Consider the following 22321-nt stretch of genomic DNA (forward strand, 5'->3'; position numbering starts at 1 on the left):
CACCCGATGTCAGAGGATGTAGAGCATCTCCTGATATGTCGGCAGCGGCCACAGATCGTCGGCCACGACGCCTTCCAGCGTGTCGGCGGCCGCCCGGACCGCGTCCATCAGACCCAGCAGGCTCTGCGCGTGCGCAGCCTCCTCGGCGGCGGTGTCACCGCCGTGGGCGTCCATCGCGGCCTTGAGCGACCCCAACGCGGCCGTCAGCTCCGAGATCGGCGTCGAGACCATCTGCAGCAAGGTGGTGTCGGCCTCGACGCCCGCCGCCTTCAGGGTCGCCACGTTGGACGCCAACTCGGTCTGATACCGAACGGCCGCAGGCAGAATCACCGTCGACCCCAGTTCCAGCGTCAGCTTCGCCTCGACGTTGACGGTCAACGCGTAGGTCTCGTAGCGGACCTCCTCGCGGGAGTGCAGTTCGCGGGCGGTGAAGACGCCGTACTTCTCGAAGACCTCGATGGCCTCGGGCTTGCCCAACTCCGGGATGGCGTCGAGGGTCGTCTTGAGGTTCGGCAGCCCGCGCGTCGCGGCCTCGGTCTGCCAGTTCTCGGAGTAGCCGTCGCCGTTGAACACGACCGCGCCGTGCTCGGTGATGATCTCGGTGAGCAGCTTCTGCACCGACTGGTCGAAGTCCTCGCCGTCGCCTACGGCCTTCTCCAGCCACGTCGCCATGTAGTCCAGCGAGTCGGCCATGATCGTGTTGAGGATGATCATCGGGACGTTGATGGTCTGACCGGAGCCCGGCGCACGGAACTCGAACCTGTTGCCGGTGAACGCAAACGGGCTGGTGCGGTTGCGGTCACCGGGGTCGGTGGGCAGCACCGGCAGCGTGTCGACGCCGATGATCATGGTGCCCTTGCCCTTCGACGACGTCGCCGCGCCCTTGGCGATCTGGTCGAACACATCGGCCAGTTGGTCCCCGAGGAAGATCGAGATGATCGCCGGCGGAGCCTCGTTCGCGCCGAGCCGGTGGTCGTTGGTGGCCGAGGCCACCGACACCCGCAGCAGGCCGGCGAACTTGTGCACCGCGCGGATGACCGCGGCGCAGAACACCAGGAACTGTGCGTTCTCGTGCGGAGTGTCACCCGGCACCAGCAGGCTGCCGAACTGAGCGTTGCCCAGCGAGAAGTTGACGTGCTTGCCCGAGCCGTTGACACCGGCGAACGGCTTCTCGTGGAAGAGGCACTCCATGCCGTGCTTCTTGGCGATGGACTTGAACGTCGTCATCAGCAACTGCTGGTGGTCGGCGGCGATGTTGGCGCGCTCGAACATCGGCGCGATCTCGAATTGCCCTGGGGCAACCTCGTTGTGGCGGGTCTTGGCCGGGATGCCGAGCTTGAAGAGCTCACGCTCGGTGTCCATCATGAAGCCGAGCACGCGGTCCGGGATCGCCCCGAAGTAGTGGTCGTCGAACTCCTGGCCCTTGGGCGGCTTGGCGCCGAAGAGCGTGCGCCCGGCGTTGATCAGGTCGGGGCGGGCGAGGAAGAAGTGCCGGTCGACGAGGAAGTACTCCTGCTCGGGACCGCAGAACGACACGATGTGGTCGAAGTCCTCGTGGCCGAACAGCTTCAGGATGCGCTCGGCCTGGGCGCCCATCGCCTGCTGGCTGCGCAGCAGCGGCGTCTTGTAGTCCAGTGCCTCACCGGTCATCGAGACGAAGACCGTCGGGATGCACAGCGTGTTGCCGTTGGAGTTCTCCAGGATGTACGCCGGGCTGGTGACGTCCCACCCGGTGTAGCCGCGTGCCTCGAAGGTGCTGCGCAGGCCGCCCGACGGGAAGCTCGACGCATCGGGCTCGCCCTGAATGAGGGTCTTGCCCGCGAACTCGGCCAGTGTCTGACCGTCGCCGACGGGTTCGAGGAAGCTGTCGTGCTTCTCGGCCGTCAACCCCGTCATCGGGTAGAACACGTGGGCGTAGTGGGTGGCGCCCTTGCTCAGCGCCCAGTCCTTCATCACCGAGGCCACGGAGTCGGCGATCGCGGGGTCGAGCTTGGCGCCCTTCTCGATCGTCGCGACGACGGACTTGTAGGCCGCCTTCGGCAACCGCAACCGCATCTCGGCCAACGTGAAGACGTTGGCGCCCCAGATCTCACCGGGTGCCTCGGTGGGGTCGAAGCTGAACGCAGGAGGCACGTAGGCCTCGACGTTGTTGATCGCCTGCAGACGGACCGCGTTTCCGCTCAATGGAGTTCCTCTTCCCCGCGCACGTCCGCAACCGTTTGCGAACTGACGGCCCACGATAGGAACGCCGTGTTCCGGGATCGTTACGCCGGCGTCACCGACAGAAGACGGCGCCGAGCGTGGGTCTCGTGGCGAAATTCTTACCGATGGCCGCCAGGACGCTCACACTCGGCAACGGAGGGTAGGTGATCGGAATGAAGATGCTCCTCGCGTTGGTCTCGGTGGTCGCGTTGCTTGCCGGCTGCGCGGGCAACCCGCCCCCGCCGCCGGTCGCCGAGACCACCCCGTCGACCACCCCGACCACCACAGGGCTGCTGCCCACCGGCGTGCCGACCGAGGGCACCCGACCGCCAGCCGACGCGCTGCCACCACCCGCTGAGCCCGGTCGCGCGCCCGCCCCCGCCGGCACCCCGCCCGGTCGCGTCGTCCCCGTCGGCGACGCACCCGAGGGAGTCGTCGTCGATGCCGTCACCCGCACGGTCGCCGTCGCCAAGCGCAACCCCTACGAACTCGTGCTGATGAACGCCGACACCGGCGACATCACCAAGCGGGTGCCACTGCCCGGTGCCGTGCGACACCTGCAGCTGGCCAAACCGGGCGGCCCCGTCCTGGTCCCCGTCGAGAGCGCCAACGCCCTGGTCCGCGTCGACCTGCCCGGCGGCAACGCCGAGCCGCAGATCATCACCGGCACCGTGCCGCACGACGCCTCCGAGGCGCCCAACGGGTCGGTGTTCGTCGCCAACGAGCACGGCGGCACGACGACGGTCATCCGTGGTGACGACATCGTCAAGGTCTTCACCGACAGCGTGCAGCCCGCGGGCATGGCACCGGTCGGCAATCTGATGGGCATGCTCGACGTCCGCAAGAACGACCTCACCGTCTACGACGCGGACGCGCTCACGATCGTCGGGTCGACCCCGGCCGGCGCCGGGCCGACGCACCTGGTGGCCGACAAGCACGGCCGCTACGTCGCCGCCGATACGCGGGGCGACGCGGTGCGGGTCTTCAGCACCGAACCAAGGGAGGTGGCCAGCGTGCCGCAGCCCGGGGCGCCGTACGGCATCGCCTATGACCCCACGCGGGATCGGCTGTGGGTCGCGTCCTCGGCCACCAACGAGGTCGTCGGCTACGACATGGCCGCCGACACTCCGCGCGAGGTGGCCCGGCTGGCCACGATTCAAGATCCATACACCCTCGGCGTGGATTCGACGACCGGCCGGCTGTTCATCGCGGGCGTTTCGGGCGGCCTGGTTCAGATCGTCGAACCACCGGCCTAGATTGGAGAGATGGGCATTCGGCGACACATGACGGGTCGTGACGTCAGTCGCGACATCGCGGTCGACTACGACGAGCACGCGGTGGCCACCACCGGGCGGGAGCACGAGGCGGCCGGGGTGAAGGCCGTGATGGTCTCGCTGCAGCGTGGGGTGACGTCGATGGGTCCGCTGCGCACGGCGGCAGCACTGGTTCGGCTCAACCAGCGCAAGGGTTTCGACTGCCCGGGTTGTGCGTGGCCGGAGGAGCACGGCGGCCGCAAGTTCGCCGAGTTCTGCGAGAACGGCGCGAAGGCCGTCGCCGAGGAGGCGACCAAACGCGTCGTCACCCCCGACTTCTTCGCCCGGCACTCGATCGCCGACCTGGCCTCCAAGCCCGAGTACTGGCTCAGCCAGCAGGGCCGATTGACGCATCCGGTGATCTTGCGGGAGGGGGACGACCACTACCGACCGATCAGCTGGGAGCACGCCAATCATGTGATCGCCCAACACCTCAACGCGCTCGACAGCCCCGACGAGGCCGTCTTCTACACCTCCGGGCGAACCAGCAACGAAGCCGCGTTCCTGTACCAACTGCTGGTCCGCAGTTTCGGCACCAACAACCTGCCCGACTGCTCGAACATGTGCCACGAGTCCTCGGGCACGTCGTTGACCGACTCCATCGGCATCGGCAAGGGCTCGGTGACCGTCGAGGACCTCGAGAAGGCCGACGTCATCCTCATCGCCGGGCAGAATCCCGGCACCAACCATCCGCGGATGCTCTCGGTGCTGGAGAAGGCCAAGGAGAACGGCGCCAAGATCATCGCGATCAACCCGCTGCCCGAAGCGGGCCTGATGCGGTTCAAGGATCCGCAGAAGGTGCACGGGGTGGTCGGCCACGGCATCGGCATCGCCGACGAATTCGTGCAGATTCGCCTCGGCGGCGACATGGCGTTGTTCGCCGGGCTGGGCCGTCTGCTGCTGGAGGCCGACACCGCGGCGCCCGGAACGGTGGTCGACCGCGACTTCGTCGCCGAGCACTGCGCGAACTTCGAGGCCTACGAGGCGCAGACCCGCGCGGTGGACCTCGACACCGTGCTGGAGGCGACGGGCGTCGACCGCGCCCAGCTCGAACGCGTGGCCCGGATGCTGATCGACTCCGAGCGGACCGTCGCCTGCTGGGCGATGGGCCTGACCCAGCACCGGCACGCCGTGCCGATGATCTCCGAGCTGACGAACCTGCTGCTGATGCGCGGCATGATGGGCAAGCCCGGCGCCGGGGTCTGCCCCGTCCGCGGGCACTCCAACGTCCAAGGCGACCGCACGATGGGCATTTGGGAGCAGATGCCCGAGACATTCCTCGCCGCGCTCGACGCCCGATTCGACATCGTCAGCCCGCGCACGCACGGCATGGACACCGTCGACGCCATCCGCGCCATGCGCGACGGCCGCGCATCGGTGTTCATGGGCATGGGCGGGAACTTCGCCATGGCCACCCCCGACACCGAGGTGACCGAGGCGGCGCTGCGGAATTGCTCCCTGACGGTGCAGGTCTCGACGAAGCTCAACCGCAGCCACCTGACCACCGGCCGCACGGCACTGATCCTGCCGTCGCTGGGCCGCACCGACAAGGATCTCCAGTCGGGCGCCAAACAACAAGTGTCCGTCGAGGATTCGATGTCGATGGTCCATCTGTCGCGAGGCAGCCTGCAACCGCCGAGCGAGCACGTCCACAGCGAGGTGGCGATCATCTGCCAGTTGGCCCGCGCGGTGTTGGGCGCCGACCACCCGGTGCCGTGGGAGGCGTTGCAGGCCGACTACGACCGCATCCGCGACGCCATCGCCGCCGTCGTCCCCGGCTGCGAGGACTACAACCGCAGGGTCCGTCAGCCCGACGGCTTCCAATTGCCGCATCCGCCACGGGACTCGCGCGAATTTCCCACCACGACCGGCAAGGCCAACTTTGCGGTCAACCCGCTGGAGTGGGTCCCCGTTCCGGAGGGCCGGCTGATTTTGCAGACGCTACGCAGTCACGATCAGTACAACACCACGATCTACGGGCTCGACGACCGTTACCGGGGCGTCAAGGGCGGCCGCCGGGTGGTCTTCGTCAACCCCGCCGACATCACCTCGCTCGGGTTCGCCGACGGCGACCGCGTCGACCTGGTCTCCGAGTTCGTCGGTGCCACCGGGGAAGTCGAGGAGCGACGGGCCGAGGACTTCCTGATCGTCGGATACTCCACGCCGAGCGGCAACGCCGCCGCCTACTACCCCGAGACCAATGCGCTGGTCGCGCTGGACCACGTGGCCGCCCGCTCGAACACGCCGGTGTCCAAGGCCGTCACCATCCGGCTCGAAGCACGAGTTCCGGTCGCCGCCAATGGGTAGGGTCACCGCCCGCCGCCGGGCCAACCACCTGACCGCCGACGGTGCGAGCGCCAGACCCGAGACGCTCGCCGTCGAGGAACCGATGGAGATTCGCGTCAACGGCGCCGCGATCAGCGTGACCATGCGCACGCCGGGGTCCGACGTCGAACTGGCACAAGGTTTCCTGCTGACCGAGGGTGTGATCGGTGGGCGCGCCGACATCCTCGCCGTCCAGTACTGCCGGGGAGCCGGCGAGGACGGCATGAACACCTACAACGTGCTCGACGTGACCTTGGCGCCCGGCGTCGCGACGCCCAGTCTCGACGTGACCCGCAACTTCTACACCACCTCCTCATGCGGGGTATGCGGCAAGGGCTCGATCGACGCCATCCGGCTCATCAGCCGCCACTCCCCCGGCGACGACCCGACCGTGGTGGCGTCGGAGACGTTGGCGGACATGCCGACTCAGCTACGTCACGCCCAGAAGATCTTCGCCACCACCGGCGGACTACACGGCGCCGCCCTGTTCGACGCCGACGGCACCATGCTCGTCGTCCGCGAGGACGTGGGCCGGCACAACGCCGTCGACAAGGTCATCGGGTGGGCCGTGGAGAACGACCGAATCCCGTTGACGGGCACGGTCCTGCTGGTCAGCGGACGCGCGTCGTTCGAGTTGACCCAAAAGGCCGTGATGGCGGGCATTCCCGTCCTCGCCGCGGTGTCGGCGCCGTCCTCGCTCGCCGTCGACCTGGCCGCCCAGGCCGGCCTGACCCTGGTGGCGTTCCTGCGCGGGAGTTCCATGAACGTCTACACCCGCCAGGATCGCGTCAAGCACTGACGAGCGCACCCGTCGCATCTGTGATCCCCTGGCAGTCATGACCAGAGACGAGATCACCCAGCAGATCATCGCAGCGCGCCTCGCCAAGGGGTTGACGTGGCAGCAGCTCGCCGACGCCGTCGACCGCCCATTGATGTGGACGACCGCGGCGCTGCTCGGCCAGCATCCGATTCCTCGCGAGGTCGGCACCGTCCTGGCCGCGCTGCTCGGGCTCGACGACGCGGCGGTACCCGTGCTCGCAGCCGTGCCGATGCGCGGCGGCTTCGAAGCCGCGGTGCCCACCGACCCGACCGTGTACCGGTTCTACGAAGCGCTCTCGGTCTACGGCGGAGCGATCAAGGAGATCATCCACGAGCAGTTCGGCGACGGCATCATGAGCGCCATCAACTTCAGCGTCGAGGTCGAGAAGAAGCCGCATCCCGGCGGAGACCGCGTGGTGGTGACGCTGGACGGGAAGTTCTTGGCCTACGAGTGGAACCAAGCCGTCGAGTAGCCCCCAGACAGCAGTCAGGGTCGTGAATCACGTGGACTCACGACTCTGACTGCTGTCTGGAAGGCTAGGCGCTCTTCTCGCGGCGTTCCGCGCGGGGAGGCTTGCGGGGCACGATCGTCGGTAGGACGTTGTCCTCGACGGTCTCCTTGGTGACGACCACCTTGGCGACGTCGTCGCGGCTGGGAATGTCGTACATCACCGGGAGCAGGACTTCCTCCATGATGGCGCGCAGTCCGCGGGCGCCGGTGCCACGGTGGATCGCCTGGTCGGCGATGGCGTCGAGGGCGTCCGGGGTGAACTCCAACTCCACGCCGTCCATCTCGAACAGCCGGCTGTACTGCTTGACCAGCGCGTTCTTGGGCTGCGAGAGGATGGTGACCAAGGATTCCTTGTCCAGGTTGGTCACCGATGCCACGACCGGCAGCCGGCCGATGAACTCCGGAATCAGGCCGAACTTGATGAGGTCCTCGGGCATGACCTCGGCGAAGTGGTCCTGAGTGTCGATCTCGGCCTTGCTGCGGACCTCGGCACCGAAGCCCAGACCGCGCTTGCCGACGCGGTCGGAGACGATGCGCTCCAGGCCGGCGAACGCACCGGCGACGATGAACAGCACGTTGGTGGTGTCGATCTGGATGAATTCCTGGTGCGGGTGCTTGCGGCCGCCCTGCGGGGGCACCGACGCCTGCGTGCCCTCGAGGATCTTCAGCAACGCCTGCTGCACACCCTCACCGGACACGTCGCGCGTGATGGAGGGGTTCTCGCTCTTGCGGGCGATCTTGTCGACCTCGTCGATGTAGATGATGCCGGTCTCGGCGCGCTTGACGTCGTAGTCGGCGGCCTGGATCAGCTTGAGGAGGATGTTCTCGACGTCCTCACCGACGTAACCGGCCTCGGTCAGGGCGGTGGCGTCTGCGATGGCGAACGGGACGTTGAGCATCTTGGCCAGCGTCTGCGCCAGGTAGGTCTTGCCGCAGCCGGTGGGTCCGAGCATCAGGATGTTGGACTTGGCCAGTTCGACGGGCTCGGCACGCGAATCGCGCGACTTCTCCTGGGCCTGGATGCGCTTGTAGTGGTTGTAGACCGCGACCGCGAGGGTGCGCTTGGCCGTGTCCTGACCGATGACGTAACCCTCGAGGAACTCGCGGATCTCGGCAGGCTTGGGCAGCTCGTCTAGCTTGACGTCGTCGGCGTCGGCGAGTTCTTCTTCGATGATCTCGTTGCACAGATCGATGCACTCGTCGCAGATGTACACCCCTGGGCCCGCGATGAGCTTCTTGACCTGCTTTTGGCTCTTTCCACAGAACGAGCACTTCAGCAAGTCGCCGCCGTCTCCGATGCGCGCCATTGTCCCTGCGGCCCTACTTTCCTGATCGCCGTCGGTATGTCTCGGTGTGCAAGCTCACCTCGGGGTTTCTCCCGACGCTACCCGTATCCTCTGGCGCCGTGCGACCGATAAAGCCGAATAGCGCCATTGGTATTCATCTGTGTCGTGGGAGAACATATCCCCTGCCGTGTCCGAAGGTCGTCCGGAACGCGACTCGTGCTGCTGGCGTGTCGTCACGACCACCGTACGCGCGCCGGCACGGTGCGATCCGGCGAACATCCCAGACCGCACCGCGGCGAGCGTCAGGCTGGCTGCGCGGAGAGCTTGCGGTACTCCAGGACCGTGTCGATGATCCCGTAGTCCTTGGCGTCGGCGGCGGTCAGGATCTTGTCGCGGTCGGTGTCCTTGCGGATGACCGCGGCGTCCTTGCCGGTGTGACGCGCCAGCGTCGTGTCCATCAGAGTGCGCATGCGCTCGATCTCGGCGGCCTGGATCTCCAGGTCGGAGACCTGACCCTGGATCGCTCCACCCACGGCAGGCTGGTGGATCAGGATGCGCGCGTTGGGCAGCGCCATGCGCTTGCCGGGCGTGCCCGCCGCCAGCAGGACCGCCGCGGCCGACGCCGCCTGGCCCAGGCACACCGTCTGGATGTCGGCGCGCACGTACTGCATGGTGTCGTAGATCGCCATCAGCGAGGTGAACGAACCACCGGGCGAATTGATGTACATGGTGATGTCGCGGTCGGGGTCGAGCGACTCCAGCACCAGGAGCTGCGCCATGATGTCGTTCGCCGACGCGTCGTCGACCTGCACCCCGAGGAAGATGATGCGCTCCTCGAAGAGCTTGTTGTACGGGTTGGACTCCTTGACGCCGAAGCTGGAGTGCTCGATGAACGACGGAAGGATGTAGCGCGCCTGAATCGGATTCACGGCACCGCCGTGGGGCTGCGTCATGAGGCACTCCCGTTGAAGTTGGCGTGGGTGATGATGTGGTCGACGAAGCCGTATTCGAGCGCCTCGGGTGCGGTGAACCAGCGGTCGCGGTCGGCGTCGGTCTCGATCCGCTCGAGCGTCTGACCGGTGAACTCGGAGTTGAGCCGGTTCATCTCCTTCTTCGTCAGCGCGAACTGCTCGGCCTGGATGGCGATGTCGGCCGCGCTGCCGCCGATGCCCGCGCTCGGCTGGTGCATCATGATCCGTGCGTGCGGCAGGGCGTAGCGCTTGCCCTTGGTGCCAGCGGCGAGCAGGAACTCGCCCATCGAGGCCGCCAGACCCATGGCATAGGTGGCCACGTCGCACGGTGCGAGGACCATCGTGTCGTAGATCGCCATGCCCGCGGTCACCGATCCGCCGGGCGAATTGATGTAGAGGTTGATGTCCTTGCTGGGGTCCTCAGCGGCGAGCAGCAGAATCTGCGCGCACAGCCGGTTGGCGATGTCGTCGTCGACCTGGGTGCCCAGGAAGATGATTCGCTCGGCCAGCAACCGCTCATAGACGGAGTCGGTGAGGGTGAGCCCCGACGCGCCCGAACGCATGTCAGTCACGGCTGGAATACCTGCTTTCTCGAGTTTGCGTACTCGTTCACTGACACTAACCAAAGGTGCGCCGCGAGGACTCCCCGAAAGGGGGTCGTTCGCTCACAGCGTCACCTCGGGGTCACTTGGACTCGTCGGCCTCGTCGGACTCGACGGCGTCCTCGGCCTCGTCGGCGTCAGCCGCGGCATCGGCCTCCGGCAGCGTCGTCGGCCCGAAGTACTCGGTCGTGTCGACCTCGTTGCCCTCGGAATCGGTGACGGTGGCGCCGTGCACGACGGCGGCGATGGTCAGCCCACGACGCACGTCGGCGAACATGGTGGGCAGCTGGTTGTTCTGCTGCAACACCTGCAGCAGCTGCTGCGGTTCGATTCCGTACTGACGCGACATGAGCACGAGGCGCTCGGTGAGGTCGTTCTGGCCGACCTGGATGTCGAGTTCGTCGGCGATGGCGTCCATCAACAGCTGGGTCTTGACGGCCTTCTCCGCATTGGACCGGTTGTCGGCGTCGAACTCCTCACGGCTGCTGCCCTCGGCCTCGAGCGCCTCGGCGAACTTGGCCTCGTCGTGGTCGAGACCGTGGATCGCGTTGTGCACGGTGTCGTCGACCTGGGCCTGCACGATGGCCTCCGGCAGGGGCACCTCGACCTGCTCGAGCAGGGTCTCGAGCGCCTTGTCGCGAATCTGCTCGGCCTGGCCGATGCGCTTGGCCTGCTTGACCTGGTCGACGAGGCTCTCCTTGAGCTCGTCGATCGTGTCGAATTCGCTTGCCAGCTGGGCGAACTCGTCATCGGGCTCGGGGAGCTCGCGCTCCTTGATGGAGACGACCTTGACGGTGACCTCGGCATCCTCGCCGGCATGGGTGCCCGCGACCAGCTTGGTGGTGAACACCTTGCTCTCCCCGGCCGAGAGACCCTTGATCGCGTCGTCGAGACCCTCGATCAGGTTGCCCGACCCGATCTCGTGGGACAGGCCCTCGGTCTTGGCCTCCTCGACGTCCTCACCGTCGACGGTGGCCGACAGGTCGATGGAGACGAAGTCGCCGTCCTGGGCGGGGCGGTCCACGCCGGTGAGCGTGCCGAAGCGGGCGCGCAGGTTCTGCAGCTCGGTGTCGACCTCGTCGTCGGAGACCTCGATGGCATCGACGGTGAACGCGAGCGCGGACAGGTCCGGCAGCGTGATCTCCGGGCGTACGTCCACCTCGGCGGTGAACGTCAGGTCGCCGCCGTACTCCTTGCTGGTGACCTCGATCTCGGGCTGCCCGAGGGGCTGCACCTCGGCGCTGGTGACGGCCTCGCTGTAGCGGGCCGGCACGGCCTCGCCGACGACCTGGTCCAGCATCGCCTGCTTGTCGATCTTCGACTCCAGCAGCTTCACGGGAACCTTGCCGGGGCGGAACCCGGGCATCCGGATCGTGCGGGCCAGTTCCTTGAACGCCTGGTCGAAGTCGGGCTGCAGTTCCGCGAACGGCACCTCCACGTTGATGCGAACCCTGGTCGGGCTCAACTTCTCGACGGTGCTCTTCACGGCGTTGCTCCTTGCATGTCTGTGTCTTGTTCGACGGGTGTCGACGGTCCGGTCGGGGTGACAGGATTTGAACCTGCGGCCTTCCGCTCCCAAAGCGGATGCGCTACCAAGCTGCGCTACACCCCGTGCTTCCCTGCCGTCGGAATACTACGGGCTGGCCCTGCGACGACATCAATTGGTTTGAATACGTCGACCCCGGTACAGTCTCGAAGCGCAGTGCTCACGCGGGCGTAGCTCAATGGTAGAGCCCTAGTCTTCCAAACTAGCTACGCGGGTTCGATTCCCGTCGCCCGCTCCACACAACCGCGCCGTTAGGGCGGTCTTAGCAGCTCGAGCGCCTTTCGGATCAACGCCGCGCTATCGCGACCCGACCTCGCGCTCGTCCAAGGGGTCTCCGTTGATCCACTTTCAAAATTCGTGGGAGAAACACGTGCGGCGGGGCCCAGGTGGTTCGCCTATCGTCTTGCCTGAGATGGCGACCAAGAAGCGAACGTCGGGTACGGCAACGTCCGAGTGCGAGCGGTCGGACGAACGATGGCCTTGACTCCGTGGCAGATCCGCGGTGAGAGAAGGCGGTGCGCGGTCTGGGTGGCGTTGGCCCTCCTGGCCTTGGCGCCCGCGCCATTCACGGCGTGCTCCTCCGAGTCGGCAGCACCGCCCCCACGGACTGCCGTCTTCATCGGGGACTCCTACACCGCAGGAGACGGAGGCGGTGGACTTCGATGGACGCAACTGGTCGCCGACCGTGAAGGTTGGCAGGAAGTCAACCTCGCGCGTGGTGGGACCGCATTCGAGGCCACGAGCGACGCAAAGGGCTGTGGGCTTGCGTTCTGTCCGAACTACGGCGAGATGATTCCGGAGGCCGTCAAGAGCAATCCCGACGTCGTCGTGATCAGTGGGGGACGGAACGACGCGTCCCAGTACGAAGATGCGCTTTCCGCCCGACGCGAGTTCGCAGCCATCGAGGCGACGTTCGATTCCCTGCGAGGGGCCCTACCAAATGCCGAGATCTACGCCGTATCACCTGTCTGGGACGATGACCCCGCCCCGAACTCCATCGCCTTGATGGGCAGGGATGTGCAGGCGGCCGTGACCAAGGTGGGCGGGACTTACCTGGACATAGGTGAGCCGCTGGCCGGCAGGCCCGATTTGATGTCGAGCGACGGCGTGCACCCCAACGATCAGGGTTATCGGGTGATAGCCATTGCCGTTGGGGCGAAACTAAACCAAACGGGAAAGGACACCGCAGGCTGACGGAGTCTTCTGGGGTAGGGCGTTTCCCTCGCTTCTGCGAGCACCCGAGCCGAGATCGGCGGGGCTTCCGGCAGATCTCGGTCGGTTCCCGGGCTACCGCTGCACAAGTCGTTCGCGACCCGCGCCCACGGGGACCGGCTTTCGGCACCGGGCGCGGCCGTCTGCACGGAGATCACCACCGATTCGCACACCCCGTCGCCCAGCTTGGCGATGCGAACCGACGAGGACGTTCGCGATCGTCATCGATCATTCGCGACGCGCGCGACTCATGGACCGCAGATACTGTGCACATCCAAGTTTTCGCACCTATCTGGACCGGGCGAGCGTGAGTCGCGATGACCGGCGGCACGTCTTTACGCCGACCACCGAATCACTCTTGCTAACCGAGGAACCTCATCGGCTCCTCCAGGAACATCGCAGCGCGTTGCACGGCACAACGGTCAAAGACGTTGTCATGGTACGAGATCGAGATGTTCCGCGTATTTCCGATCCGTGTGTTGTATACCGTGATCCCGTCGGGACCCCCAGGGTCGAGCAGCGCGGTGTGGTCTCGAGCGCCTTGGCCGCGCCAGGGCAGGTCCTCGAACGGGGTTATGCGCCCCATGTCGCTATAGACGAGTCGCGCACGCGGACCCACCGGGCAAACACTCGGCGGTGGCGGATGAGCAGCCCGACCTGGCAGTAGGGTTCCGACCGTCAGCACAGCCATTGATGCCAGGTGAACGGCGGACGAGGTGCATCCCCGCAGACGTGAGACTGCCGATGACAGGGAGTCGGTGACGGAGAGGCAAAGATCAGTCCCTGAGCCGAAGTTTCCGTTTGCGCTTGCGTTCGGTGGCAGGTAGCGGCGACAGTCGAAGGCGACCATCACGTCGTCCCTCATCGGTAGTCCCGCAGCGTGGAGCGCTTGTCGGACGATGTAGAGCCAGACCGCCGCGCTCCCGGCCTTCCCCGTATTCGTACGGCGCCACTGATCTACCGCAGATCGGGCATTGGCGTCCAGGTGCGCGATTGCCACCGCGAACGAGGGCGACCACGCGACCGATTCCGACGATTCTCGGCTTACGCCGTCGCCTACTTCTAGGGCGTGCGCGGCGCGGAGCGCGGTCGCATGCTTACAGGCCCTGCGCGCGCGGGAGGGATGAAGCAAGAAGGTCCTCATCAGGGCGCGAGGTAGCGCAAGCCGGGTGTCGTCGTCGACCACCCATGAGGGTGTCTGGTCTCCGCGGGCGACAGCCAGAATGGCTGATATCAGGTCGACGACGAAGCGGCCGTCTCCCAGCCCGTGGTCCGCGTCGAACGTGAGCTGTCGCGGTGAGATGTGGAACTCCACCGGAGCCCGAGGTCCAGGTCGGCGACGGACGTACTGCAAGATTGCGGCGTACCCGCTGCTTGCGATTTCATTGGGCAACAGTCCCACGGGCGGCATAGTCGCCGGGTCGTACGCCCACATGGGTTTCCCGGCTTGCGGGTTACGCCCCACCCGCGTCTGCGCCCCTGCGGCGACGATCGTCGACAACGCGGACATGAACTCCGCGCGGCTAGGCATGTCTAGGTCGGAGACGATTCCGACGTACCTGTGGCCGGCGATGACCTGATCCGGTCCGGTGGCCCAATGCCTTCGGGACACACTCATTCGCCGACGACCCAACTCGCCCTCGAACAACACAGACTGAACGCTCACGTCACACCCCGTTGGGTCGCCACACCTGCCACCCCGCGCGTTCGCGCGAATTCCTGACCGACGGATCTAGCAATTTCCCCTAGACGAACACTAGTGCCCGGGCGCGGCTTTTGACGGTGTTGCACAAACTGCCCACCAGCAATCTCGCGGCGAGCGTCGAAGCACCACCCGTGCAGGGGCGTTACCCTTGGATACGGCAGCTACCAGCTTGCGGCCTGCGACCTGGGAATGTTTTGCGGCCCGCGGTTCTTGATGGGAAGCCGCCTCGCGCTGACGCTGACGCGAGCACTTTCATCCGGCGCTGGATGGCCGCACGGGTATGTGCTGCTCCTGGCCACGCGCCCAACGTACGACGGGGGCCTCCAAGCGGTAGTGCGACACCGTCGCTAAGACCCCAGTCACCACCACCACACCGGCGGTCGTCCAGCCCCATCGCCATAGCGACGTCATCCCCGCGATCGAGTAGTCATGCACCCAGAGCCTCAGCACCACGTCCATCACGAGGAAGTGCCACAGGTAAATACCAAACGAAATGCGTGCGACGAAGACTACGGGGCGGCGTTCCGTCAGACGCCCTGCCCACACGGACCGCGGCATCCCGATCAACGTCAACGCTATTCCCAGCGGAAATAACGGAAACCCATACGGGATATTTGCGACTCCATAGCCCTCCGCCGACGGAAAGCGAGAGACCATTCCGTACCCGGCGAGCACCAGACCGATCACCACCAAACCGTCGAAGATGATAGATCGACGCTCTGCCAGGAGGGTGTGCACGCCTCCTCCCAGAACTCCAACGGCGAAGATGGCGAAGAGCGCGACCGGGTTGAAGTAGGGCATCCATTCCTTGGCCCCGCCGACATAGCCGAACTCCCACCCGCGTTCCTCGTCGTCTGGCTGCATCTGCGCGACGATTAGCAGTTGCGCAACGACGAGCAGCCCGATCAAGGCTCCCCACAGGCTCAGCCCGAGCCATCCGCGAACTCTCAGGGCGAAGAGCACGGCGAAGCACAGCGGCATCAGGAGATAACACGTCACCTCGAAGCTGATCGCCCAGAGTGGACCGTTGTGCTCGACCGGAAAGAACGTGTACCAATGCCAATCCGATACCAACGCGAGCCCGCTGATGTATCGCAGCCCGAGAAGATCGTAAAACGGGAGACCAAACATCGTGATGCTCAACGCGAAACTCACCGTCAGAGCTAGCCAGTAGGCTGGCAAGATCCGCGCCACGCGACGCCAGGCGAAGACCCCCAGCGAAGGCATGCGCTCCGCCCGCTCGAGCGCACGCCAGAAGGGGCGGGCAAGCAGGAAACCAGACAGGACGAAGAATGCGGCCACTCTGAACCCACCCATCAAGAGCCAGCTGGCCATGTTGTGGGGCAGCACCTCGGGGTCAATCCGTTGGATCGCGTGGTGCGCCAGAACTGTTAGGCAGGCAGCAGCCCTTACGAAGTTCGGCCCCGCGAGGCGGATGTCAGCCATCGGCCCAGCTGCTAGAGCGGGCCCTGCGGAAACGAGCCCGTTCTCGGCGTGATTGCGTGAGTAAGAGACCATCAACGTACGACTCGGATGGGCCAGCTCCCTGGCTTGCGCGGATCTGAACAGCAGCCTCGCAGGATTTGCGCCGGTAATCCTCGACTTCGTCACTGCTCATCGCATCGTCTCCGCAGACATGGCCGGTAGCAACTGCCCTCAACCCCCGAGAACCCCGCCGGCCCTCGGCCGCTAGCGTCCTTCCCGTCCGGACCACCGAGCGCTGGTCGGCACTGGTCGCTCTACGCCAGCGGAACGAAGCTCAGCATCCATGGACCATGGTCAACGCTCCTAGGCTTTCAGACTAGCTGTATTGACCACGGACTTTGGTGACGGCGTGGTGAGGTGACAAGACGAAGACCTCCGAGTGAAGTGCGAGCTGTCTAGGAACGCACCAACTCATCTCGGAGGTCTTCGTGGTTCACCGTAATGCCCCGTTGTCCGAAACCGGTCGTCTGCGGCTGGCGCGCTGCGTCGTCGATGATGGATGGCCGCCTCGCCGCGCGGGTGAACCCTTCCAGGTGTCGGTGACCACCGCCTCACGGTGGGCGTACCGCTATCGCGACGAGGGTGAAGCCGCAATGGCCGATCGCAGCTCACGGCCGCATCACAGCCCCAACCGCACGCCCAGACGCACCGAGCGACGCATCATCGGGGTGCGAGTGACCCGTCGATGGGGACCGGCCAGGATCGCCTACCTGCTGCGGCTCAACGTGTCCACAGTGCACAACGTGCTGCGCCGTTATGGCGTCGCCAAGCTGCGCTGGCTCGACCGTGCCACCGGCCGCGTCGTCCGCCGCATGGAATCGGCTGCCTGCGGCGATCTGGTGCACGTCGACGTCAGGAAGCTCGGCAAGATCGCCGCGTTCTGGTTGCGCGCCAACGCGTGGTTCACCGAATGCGGCTTCACGGTGCGAAAGGTGTTGACTGACAACGGATCCTGCCACCGTTCTCACGCCTTCCTCGACGCACTCGGTGACGTCCAACACCGCCGCACGAGGCCGGACCGGCCGCAGAACCAACGGCAAGGTGGAGCGCTTTCACCGCACCCTGGCCGAGGAATGGGCCTACGCCCGGCTCTACACCCGCGACGCCGAACGCTGCCAGGAATACACCCCCTGGCTGCACACCTACAATCATCACCGCGGCCACACCGCACTCGGCGGTCAACCACCCGGCACCTGCGTACCTAACCTCTCAGGTCAGTACAGCTAGCTCGCGGGTTCGATTTCAGTCGCTAGCTCCATGGACACGCCCCTTGGGGCGGTGGTTCGCAAAACTCAGCTGATTCCGATCTGAAGATCGGACGTGCGCCACAAGGCCAGGGTCGCGAATAGCAACAGCACGCCGAGCGACACGCCTGCGGCGACCAAGATGCGGTTGTTTCCGGGAGTGTGTGCGTATGCCCAGCACAAGGTCGCTCCGGTGACCAAGCCTGCGACGTTCTCGCGCCAAGTCACGAATTGCGAACCAATAAGCGGCGCGATGAAAGTGAAGGCAAGGTTCACTGTAATGAGCCCCAGTACCCATCGGATGTCGACGTCGAGCCTGCGGACCAGCACGAACACTGCCCCGAAAAGCCCGAATATGGCGCCTGAGCCCCCCGCCGTCGCTGTGTCGAGCGGCGCCAGAAGGTAGGCAAGGGTCGATCCACCAAGGGCGCTCAGAACATAGAGCCCGATGAAGCGGACGCGTCCAAGGCACCGTTCCACCTGGGGTCCGACGACGTACAGCGCGCACGAATTGAACACCAAGTATGTGAAGCCGTAATGCAGGAACGCGGACGTCACGAGTCGAGACGGTTCACCGTGGTAGGCGATCGCCGGGATCCACAAGACGAGTTGGCGCTGCAGGTCCGCTGACGTGGATTGCAAAACGAACACCACCAGAGTGACGCCGATGAGCACGTAAGTCACCAGGGGAAAACTCCCGGACCGGATCCTTGTGTCGGTTCGCGCACCCGTCATCTTGGCGCCCTCGCGCCTATGGCTGCTTACCAAATTCGTATCCAGTCGACAAGCATGTCTGCCGGAAAAATTGAACCGCTGGGATCCCCGCCGCCGGCCCCGGCGACGGCGAGGTTCAGCATTGGCGACAGCCTAAACCCAGGGTCATTGAACGGCCAATCATCGAGCGAGTCGGCGGACACCGCAAAATAAGGTTCAGCGCCATCGGCGTAGTCGCGCCAAAAGAACACGCCGTCTTCGTTCCACGTCACGCGCCAGATATGCCACTCGCTGTCGACTTCGAACGGCTGAGTCGCGAATGACGTCCCGTCCAATCGAGCGTGGACGGTGCTTCCCGAAGGCCAAATCCCGTTGCCGTACCACTCGACCAGGTCGACTTCGCCCCCTTGGACGGGATCGTCGTTCAATAACCACCACGCTGGCCAACACCCCGGCATTAGGCACTCGAACTTCACCCTTGCCTCCCAGGTGAGACCGATGCCACCAGCCCATTTGCCGGCCAGTTTCCCGCCGAAGTAATGACCGTTCTCCGCGGTCGCACGGATGACGAGGTTTGAATTCCCGTCGAGAAAGATGTTCCTGCGGTCGTCGCGGTATTGACCCATATTCTCGGGCCGGTCCCAAAACTTCGGCTCCTTGATGACTTCGCGAGCGGTCGCGATGACCCATTTTGCGGGATCGGGTCCCGATCCCGCGGCGCCATCGAACTCGTCGTGAAACAGGAACGGCGAGTCGACGTCGACCGGCGCAGTCGAGGGCACCGCGACCGGTCCGGCGGGAAGCGGCCTCGTCGACGTGCGGAAGTAACTTGCGAACTTCGGCCACTCCACGGGCAACGGGACTGTAGCGGCAAGCGCGCCGAGCCCAGACACCAGCAAAAGGTTCCGGCGGCTTAGGTCAGCCATGCGCGGCCTGCGCAATCACACGCTCAGCAACCAATGACGAACGAGCACAAATCCCCCTGTTATGGCCGTTCACTGGACTCTCCCCCAGTCTAGCGAAATAGTAGAGTCGGGCTGACGCGACCGCAACCGTTTCGGGCAAACGCCAGTAGGCGTACGCGCCGGGCATGGCTGACCGACACCCTTCGTTGCCGGGAGATTGGATGACGTGAACAAAATGGACGCCGTTGCATCGAAACGGATCGCGACGGAGCCAGATCCGTGTTGTTCCACATCGACACTGTTTACAGACCCGTTAGCAATCACGGCCGCGGGCGGACCCTGAACGAGTACGCGAAATCTCTTTCCCGACTTTGTTACCCTGAAGGGGTCGAAACTGAGGATCCGGGAGCTTCTCGTTCGCTTCCGCTCGGCCCAATGGGACCGTGAAGAAGTACAAGATCAAGACTCAGGTGACACTGCATTACAAGACCTCCAAAGCTAATAATCAAGCGCGGTCGATCGTCCCTCCCAGACACGCTGACGCGTGCCGATCAGCGGTGGGGCCATGATCGCGACGCCGCTGCACGAGAGTTTCCACCGGTCACCCTGGACAGGGCCGTCGAAGCGCCCTACACCGCGACGGTTGCGGAGGAGACGGCGAACGCTCTCTAGCAGAGAAACCCCGCGCCCGACCCAGCGCCTCGCGAAAAGGAGACGGCCACCATCCCGTCGATCGCGCGACACATGCCACCGCAACGACGTGCGGCCGTCATCGAGCCGAAGACACCTTCAGGGCCAATGCCGTGAGGGCCAGCAATAAGGTGCAGCCGGCGTCCGCCGCCGATGCACCCGCCGGTAACCCAAAGTTAGCGGCGAACCCACCGGCGCCGACGAGTAGGTCAGACTGTCGCAGTGATCCTCGACTTGGCTGCCAGCCACCGCATCGTCGATGCGGCGCACGCCGAGGCGGCGCGACGGTCGATCCTGGTGTCGGCCGCGGTCGTGGACGCGGGTGGCCACCTCGTCGCGTTCGGCCGCATGGACGGCGCCGAGATCGCCGGCCCGTTGTTGGCGGTCGACAAGGCCTACACCGCCGTCGCCAACAGCATTTCCACTGCCGAACTCGCGGTGCTCGCCGCGCCGGGTGGTGAATTGTTCGGCCTGCACGCCAACGGCGGCGGGCGCTTCGTCATCTTCGGGGGCGGCGTCCCGATCGTCGTCGACGGCCGCGTCGTCGGAGGCGTAGGCGTCAGCGGAGCCAGCGCGGAGGACGACGCCGCCTGCGCCGAGGCCGGGCTGCGCGCATTCTGAGAACGCCCTCATCCGACCCGGTCCGGCAGCCCTTCCTGTCGGTAGGCTGAACGCCATGAACAGCTTCTTGTTGCTGCTGGTTGTGGTTCTCGTCGCCGTCATCGCCTTCGGGGTCATCGCTTCGTCCAAGGCGTCCGGCAAGCGCAATGCCGCGTCCCTCGACGATGCGAAGGCCGATGCGCGGCGCGCCATAGATCGCCTCGGCGGCCAGGTGCTCAACCTCTCCGGAACCGACGACGCCTCCAAGCAGGCGCTGGCCGACGCGTCCGAACGCTTCACCGCGGCGGGCTCGCAGATCGACCAGGCCACCACCGCCAAGCAGGCGCAGCTGGCAAAGCAGACTGCGATGGAGGGGCTGTACTACGTCCGAGCGGCCCGCGTGGCCATGAACATGGATCCCGGTCCCGAACTCGAGACTCTGGCCGGGCAGAACTCTGCGGGCACCGTGACGGAGGCGCGCCGCATCGAATACGACGGCCGCGACATCGAGGCGTCGCCCACGCCCACCGAGCGCACCCCGAACTACTACCCCGGTGGTCGCGTCGCCGGTCGACCCGTGCCCGCCGGTTGGTATTCCGAACCGTGGTGGAAGCCGGCCCTGGTGGCCGGCGCCTGGGGTGTCGGATCGGCCCTGTTGTTCAGCTCGCTGTTCTCCGGCATGGGCGGTGTCGGCTATGACGCTCAGGGCTTCGAGAACGGATACGGCGACGGCTACCAGGACGGCCTGGACCAGGGCCAGCTCGACGGCGGAGGCGATCAGTCGGGGCAGGACTTCGGCGGCGGCGACTCCGGCGGCGGCTGGGGCGGCGACTCTGGCGGTGGCTGGGGCGGCGACTCCGGCGGCGGCTGGGGCGGCGACTTCGGCGGCGGGGACTTCGGCGGCGGCGGGGACTTCGGAGGGTTCTAGCTCGACACCCTGACGTGTCGGACCCCTGTACTGTGATGGGTTCATGTCCACGACCGCAACGCCTTTGGTGACTGAGCTCAGTCCCCAGGACCGGTTGGAGGTGTTGTTCGAGGAGTTGGCGGAGCTGACCGGACAGCGCAACGCCATCGACGGGCGCATCGTGGACATCGTCGCCGACATCGACGGCAACAGACTGTGGGGCAACACCGGCTGCACGTCGATCTCCGCACTGGTGGCCTGGCGCACCGGCATGTCCCCGCACAACGCGCAGACCATCACCACCATCGCCGAACGCGCACCGGACTTCCCGTCGTGCGTCGAGGCCCTGCGCGAAGGCCGACTCTCCCTCGATCAGGTCGGGGTGATCGCCGAACGCGCCGGCGACGGATCCGACGCGCACTACGCCCACTTGGCATCGGTCGCGACGGTCACCCAGTTGCGGACCGCCATCGCACTGGAACCCCGTCCCGACCCGAAGGCGAAATACCAACCGGACCGCTCGATCACCCGGACCGAGACCGCCACCCACACCACCTGGCGGATCCGCCTACCCAAGGTGGAGGCCGCCAAGCTCGACGCCGGGCATCGCCTCACACCGCGACGCGTTGATCAACGACTGGAAGGCCGCCCGCGAGGACGGCGGCGACGACGACACCGGGTCGGAGCTCGCAGCGCCGTTCCCGACCACCGTGGACGCGTTCATGAGCGTGGTGGAGGCCAGGTGGGACGCTGAAGCGACCCGTCGCCCGCACGGGCAGCACACCACAGTGGTGATACACCTCGACCTCGAGAACCACTCAGCCGAACTGCATCTTGGGCCTGTCCTCTCCGACGCCGACCGCCGCTACCTGCTCTGCGACGCCACCTGCGAAGTGTGGCTGGAACGCCAGGGGACGCCGATCGGGGCGGGACGGGCCACCCGCACCATCAGCCGCCGACTCCGCCGGGTGCTCGAGCACCGCGACCGCTGCTGCGTGGTCCCCGGATGCGGGGCCACCCGCGGACTGCACGCCCACCACATCACCCATTGGGAGGACGGTGGCCCCACCGATCCGGACAACCTGGTGCTGCTGTGCCCCTTTCACCACCGGCTGCATCACCGCGGGGGCATCACCATCGCCGGCACCGCCACCCACCTCGTCGTCACCGACGCCGACGGGGCAGTCCTGACCGCGGCGTCCCTGGCCCGACCACCCACCCAGCCACCACCGGACGTGCCACCGTGCACCGGCCCACTCGGCGAACGCGCCAACTGGTGATGGT

Annotated in this window: 15 protein-coding genes, 2 tRNA genes and 2 pseudogenes; 10 read left to right on the top strand and 9 right to left on the bottom strand. The window is 66.0% G+C overall.

Annotated elements, in window-relative coordinates; all coding sequences use genetic code 11:
- Positions 1–9: 9 nt before the first annotated feature.
- Entirely contained in the window at positions 10–2184 is a 2175-nt protein-coding gene (locus ABZ195_RS11280; RefSeq protein WP_355217611.1) for a glutamine synthetase III, read from the bottom strand.
- A gap of 191 nt (positions 2185–2375) precedes the next feature.
- Between ABZ195_RS11280 and ABZ195_RS11285 the strand changes: the two genes are divergently transcribed.
- The 4 genes from ABZ195_RS11285 to cynS are packed head-to-tail and all read left to right on the top strand — an operon-like array spanning position 2376 to position 7132.
- Positions 2376–3458, top strand: a complete 1083-nt coding sequence (locus tag ABZ195_RS11285) for a YncE family protein (RefSeq protein WP_355217613.1) — start codon at positions 2376–2378, stop codon at positions 3456–3458.
- Positions 3459–3467: 9 nt separating this feature from the next.
- A complete protein-coding gene (locus tag ABZ195_RS11290; protein ID WP_355217614.1) occupies positions 3468–5822 on the top strand; it encodes an FdhF/YdeP family oxidoreductase in 2355 nt (784 codons plus the stop codon).
- The gene (fdhD, locus tag ABZ195_RS11295) at positions 5815–6639 is read left to right on the top strand and encodes a formate dehydrogenase accessory sulfurtransferase FdhD (protein ID WP_355217616.1); all 825 of its coding nucleotides are present in this window, start codon (positions 5815–5817) and stop codon (positions 6637–6639) included. The genes ABZ195_RS11290 and fdhD overlap by 8 nt, the downstream gene beginning before the upstream one ends.
- A gap of 37 nt (positions 6640–6676) precedes the next feature.
- Positions 6677–7132: a cyanase gene (gene cynS, locus ABZ195_RS11300; RefSeq protein WP_355217618.1), complete on the top strand. Its 456-nt coding sequence runs from the start codon at positions 6677–6679 to the stop codon at positions 7130–7132.
- Positions 7133–7196: 64 nt separating this feature from the next.
- On the opposite strand, the gene clpX is transcribed toward cynS, so the two are convergent.
- From clpX to ABZ195_RS11325, 5 genes are all read right to left on the bottom strand, one after another.
- The gene (gene clpX, locus ABZ195_RS11305) at positions 7197–8477 is read right to left on the bottom strand and encodes an ATP-dependent Clp protease ATP-binding subunit ClpX (RefSeq protein ID WP_149483153.1); all 1281 of its coding nucleotides are present in this window, start codon (positions 8475–8477) and stop codon (positions 7197–7199) included.
- A 281-nt stretch (positions 8478–8758) separates the two neighbouring features.
- Positions 8759–9409, bottom strand: a complete 651-nt coding sequence (gene clpP2 / locus ABZ195_RS11310) for an ATP-dependent CLP protease proteolytic subunit ClpP2 (RefSeq protein ID WP_263999150.1) — start codon at positions 9407–9409, stop codon at positions 8759–8761.
- Positions 9406–10008 carry an ATP-dependent Clp protease proteolytic subunit gene (locus tag ABZ195_RS11315; protein WP_355217880.1) on the bottom strand — a complete coding sequence of 201 codons (603 nt, stop codon included), beginning with the start codon at positions 10006–10008 and terminating at the stop codon, positions 9406–9408. The genes clpP2 and ABZ195_RS11315 overlap by 4 nt, the downstream gene beginning before the upstream one ends.
- Positions 10009–10111: 103 nt before the next feature.
- Complete coding sequence (gene tig / locus ABZ195_RS11320; RefSeq protein ID WP_355217621.1) at positions 10112–11515, bottom strand: trigger factor; 1404 nt, start codon at positions 11513–11515, stop codon at positions 10112–10114.
- A gap of 52 nt (positions 11516–11567) precedes the next feature.
- Positions 11568–11641, bottom strand: a tRNA-Pro gene (locus tag ABZ195_RS11325).
- A gap of 98 nt (positions 11642–11739) precedes the next feature.
- Between ABZ195_RS11325 and ABZ195_RS11330 the strand changes: the two genes are divergently transcribed.
- Together ABZ195_RS11330 and ABZ195_RS11335 are read left to right on the top strand one after the other, a co-directional pair.
- Positions 11740–11813, top strand: a tRNA-Gly gene (locus tag ABZ195_RS11330).
- Between the two features lie 290 nt (positions 11814–12103).
- A complete protein-coding gene (locus tag ABZ195_RS11335; protein WP_355217623.1) occupies positions 12104–12769 on the top strand; it encodes an SGNH/GDSL hydrolase family protein in 666 nt (221 codons plus the stop codon).
- 1975 nt (positions 12770–14744) lie between these two features.
- On the opposite strand, the gene ABZ195_RS11340 is transcribed toward ABZ195_RS11335, so the two are convergent.
- Entirely contained in the window at positions 14745–15938 is a 1194-nt protein-coding gene (locus ABZ195_RS11340; RefSeq protein ID WP_355217625.1) for an acyltransferase, read from the bottom strand.
- Positions 15939–16405: 467 nt separating this feature from the next.
- On the opposite strand from ABZ195_RS11340, the pseudogene ABZ195_RS11345 reads away from it, so the two are divergent.
- Positions 16406–17204, top strand: a pseudogene (locus tag ABZ195_RS11345) (IS481 family transposase).
- A gap of 65 nt (positions 17205–17269) precedes the next feature.
- Here ABZ195_RS11345 and ABZ195_RS11350 read toward each other — a convergent pair.
- Together ABZ195_RS11350 and ABZ195_RS11355 are read right to left on the bottom strand one after the other, a co-directional pair.
- Complete coding sequence (locus ABZ195_RS11350) at positions 17270–17905, bottom strand: rhomboid family intramembrane serine protease (RefSeq protein WP_355217627.1); 636 nt, start codon at positions 17903–17905, stop codon at positions 17270–17272.
- A gap of 77 nt (positions 17906–17982) precedes the next feature.
- Complete coding sequence (locus ABZ195_RS11355) at positions 17983–18861, bottom strand: glycoside hydrolase family 16 protein (RefSeq protein WP_355217629.1); 879 nt, start codon at positions 18859–18861, stop codon at positions 17983–17985.
- A gap of 891 nt (positions 18862–19752) precedes the next feature.
- Here ABZ195_RS11355 and ABZ195_RS11360 point away from each other — a divergent pair.
- The 3 genes and pseudogenes from ABZ195_RS11360 (at position 19753) to ABZ195_RS11370 (ending at position 22317) form a co-directional block, all read left to right on the top strand.
- The gene (locus tag ABZ195_RS11360) at positions 19753–20151 is read left to right on the top strand and encodes a heme-binding protein (RefSeq protein WP_355217631.1); all 399 of its coding nucleotides are present in this window, start codon (positions 19753–19755) and stop codon (positions 20149–20151) included.
- Positions 20152–20206: 55 nt separating this feature from the next.
- A complete protein-coding gene (locus tag ABZ195_RS11365) occupies positions 20207–21058 on the top strand; it encodes a DUF1542 domain-containing protein (protein ID WP_355217633.1) in 852 nt (283 codons plus the stop codon).
- 43 nt (positions 21059–21101) lie between these two features.
- Positions 21102–22317: pseudogene (locus ABZ195_RS11370) on the top strand (HNH endonuclease signature motif containing protein).
- Positions 22318–22321 lie beyond the last annotated feature (4 nt).

The sequence above is a fragment of the Mycobacterium sp. NPDC006124 genome, from assembly GCF_040614235.1.
In the GTDB taxonomy this organism is placed as follows: domain Bacteria; phylum Actinomycetota; class Actinomycetes; order Mycobacteriales; family Mycobacteriaceae; genus Mycobacterium.

What these genes read in the sequence shown, in the direction of transcription:
- ABZ195_RS11285 (WP_355217613.1), top strand. Translation starts at nt 2,376, where the DNA reads ATGAAGATGCTCCTCGCGTTGGTCTCGGTGGTCGCGTTGCTTGCCGGC.
- ABZ195_RS11290 (WP_355217614.1), top strand. Translation starts at nt 3,468, where the DNA reads ATGGGCATTCGGCGACACATGACGGGTCGTGACGTCAGTCGCGACATC.
- fdhD (WP_355217616.1), top strand. Translation starts at nt 5,815, where the DNA reads ATGGGTAGGGTCACCGCCCGCCGCCGGGCCAACCACCTGACCGCCGAC.
- cynS (WP_355217618.1), top strand. Translation starts at nt 6,677, where the DNA reads ATGACCAGAGACGAGATCACCCAGCAGATCATCGCAGCGCGCCTCGCC.
- clpX (WP_149483153.1), bottom strand. Translation starts at nt 8,477, where the DNA reads ATGGCGCGCATCGGAGACGGCGGCGACTTGCTGAAGTGCTCGTTCTGT.
- clpP2 (WP_263999150.1), bottom strand. Translation starts at nt 9,409, where the DNA reads ATGACGCAGCCCCACGGCGGTGCCGTGAATCCGATTCAGGCGCGCTAC.
- ABZ195_RS11340 (WP_355217625.1), bottom strand. Translation starts at nt 15,938, where the DNA reads ATGGCTGACATCCGCCTCGCGGGGCCGAACTTCGTAAGGGCTGCTGCC.
- ABZ195_RS11355 (WP_355217629.1), bottom strand. Translation starts at nt 18,861, where the DNA reads ATGGCTGACCTAAGCCGCCGGAACCTTTTGCTGGTGTCTGGGCTCGGC.
- ABZ195_RS11365 (WP_355217633.1), top strand. Translation starts at nt 20,207, where the DNA reads ATGAACAGCTTCTTGTTGCTGCTGGTTGTGGTTCTCGTCGCCGTCATC.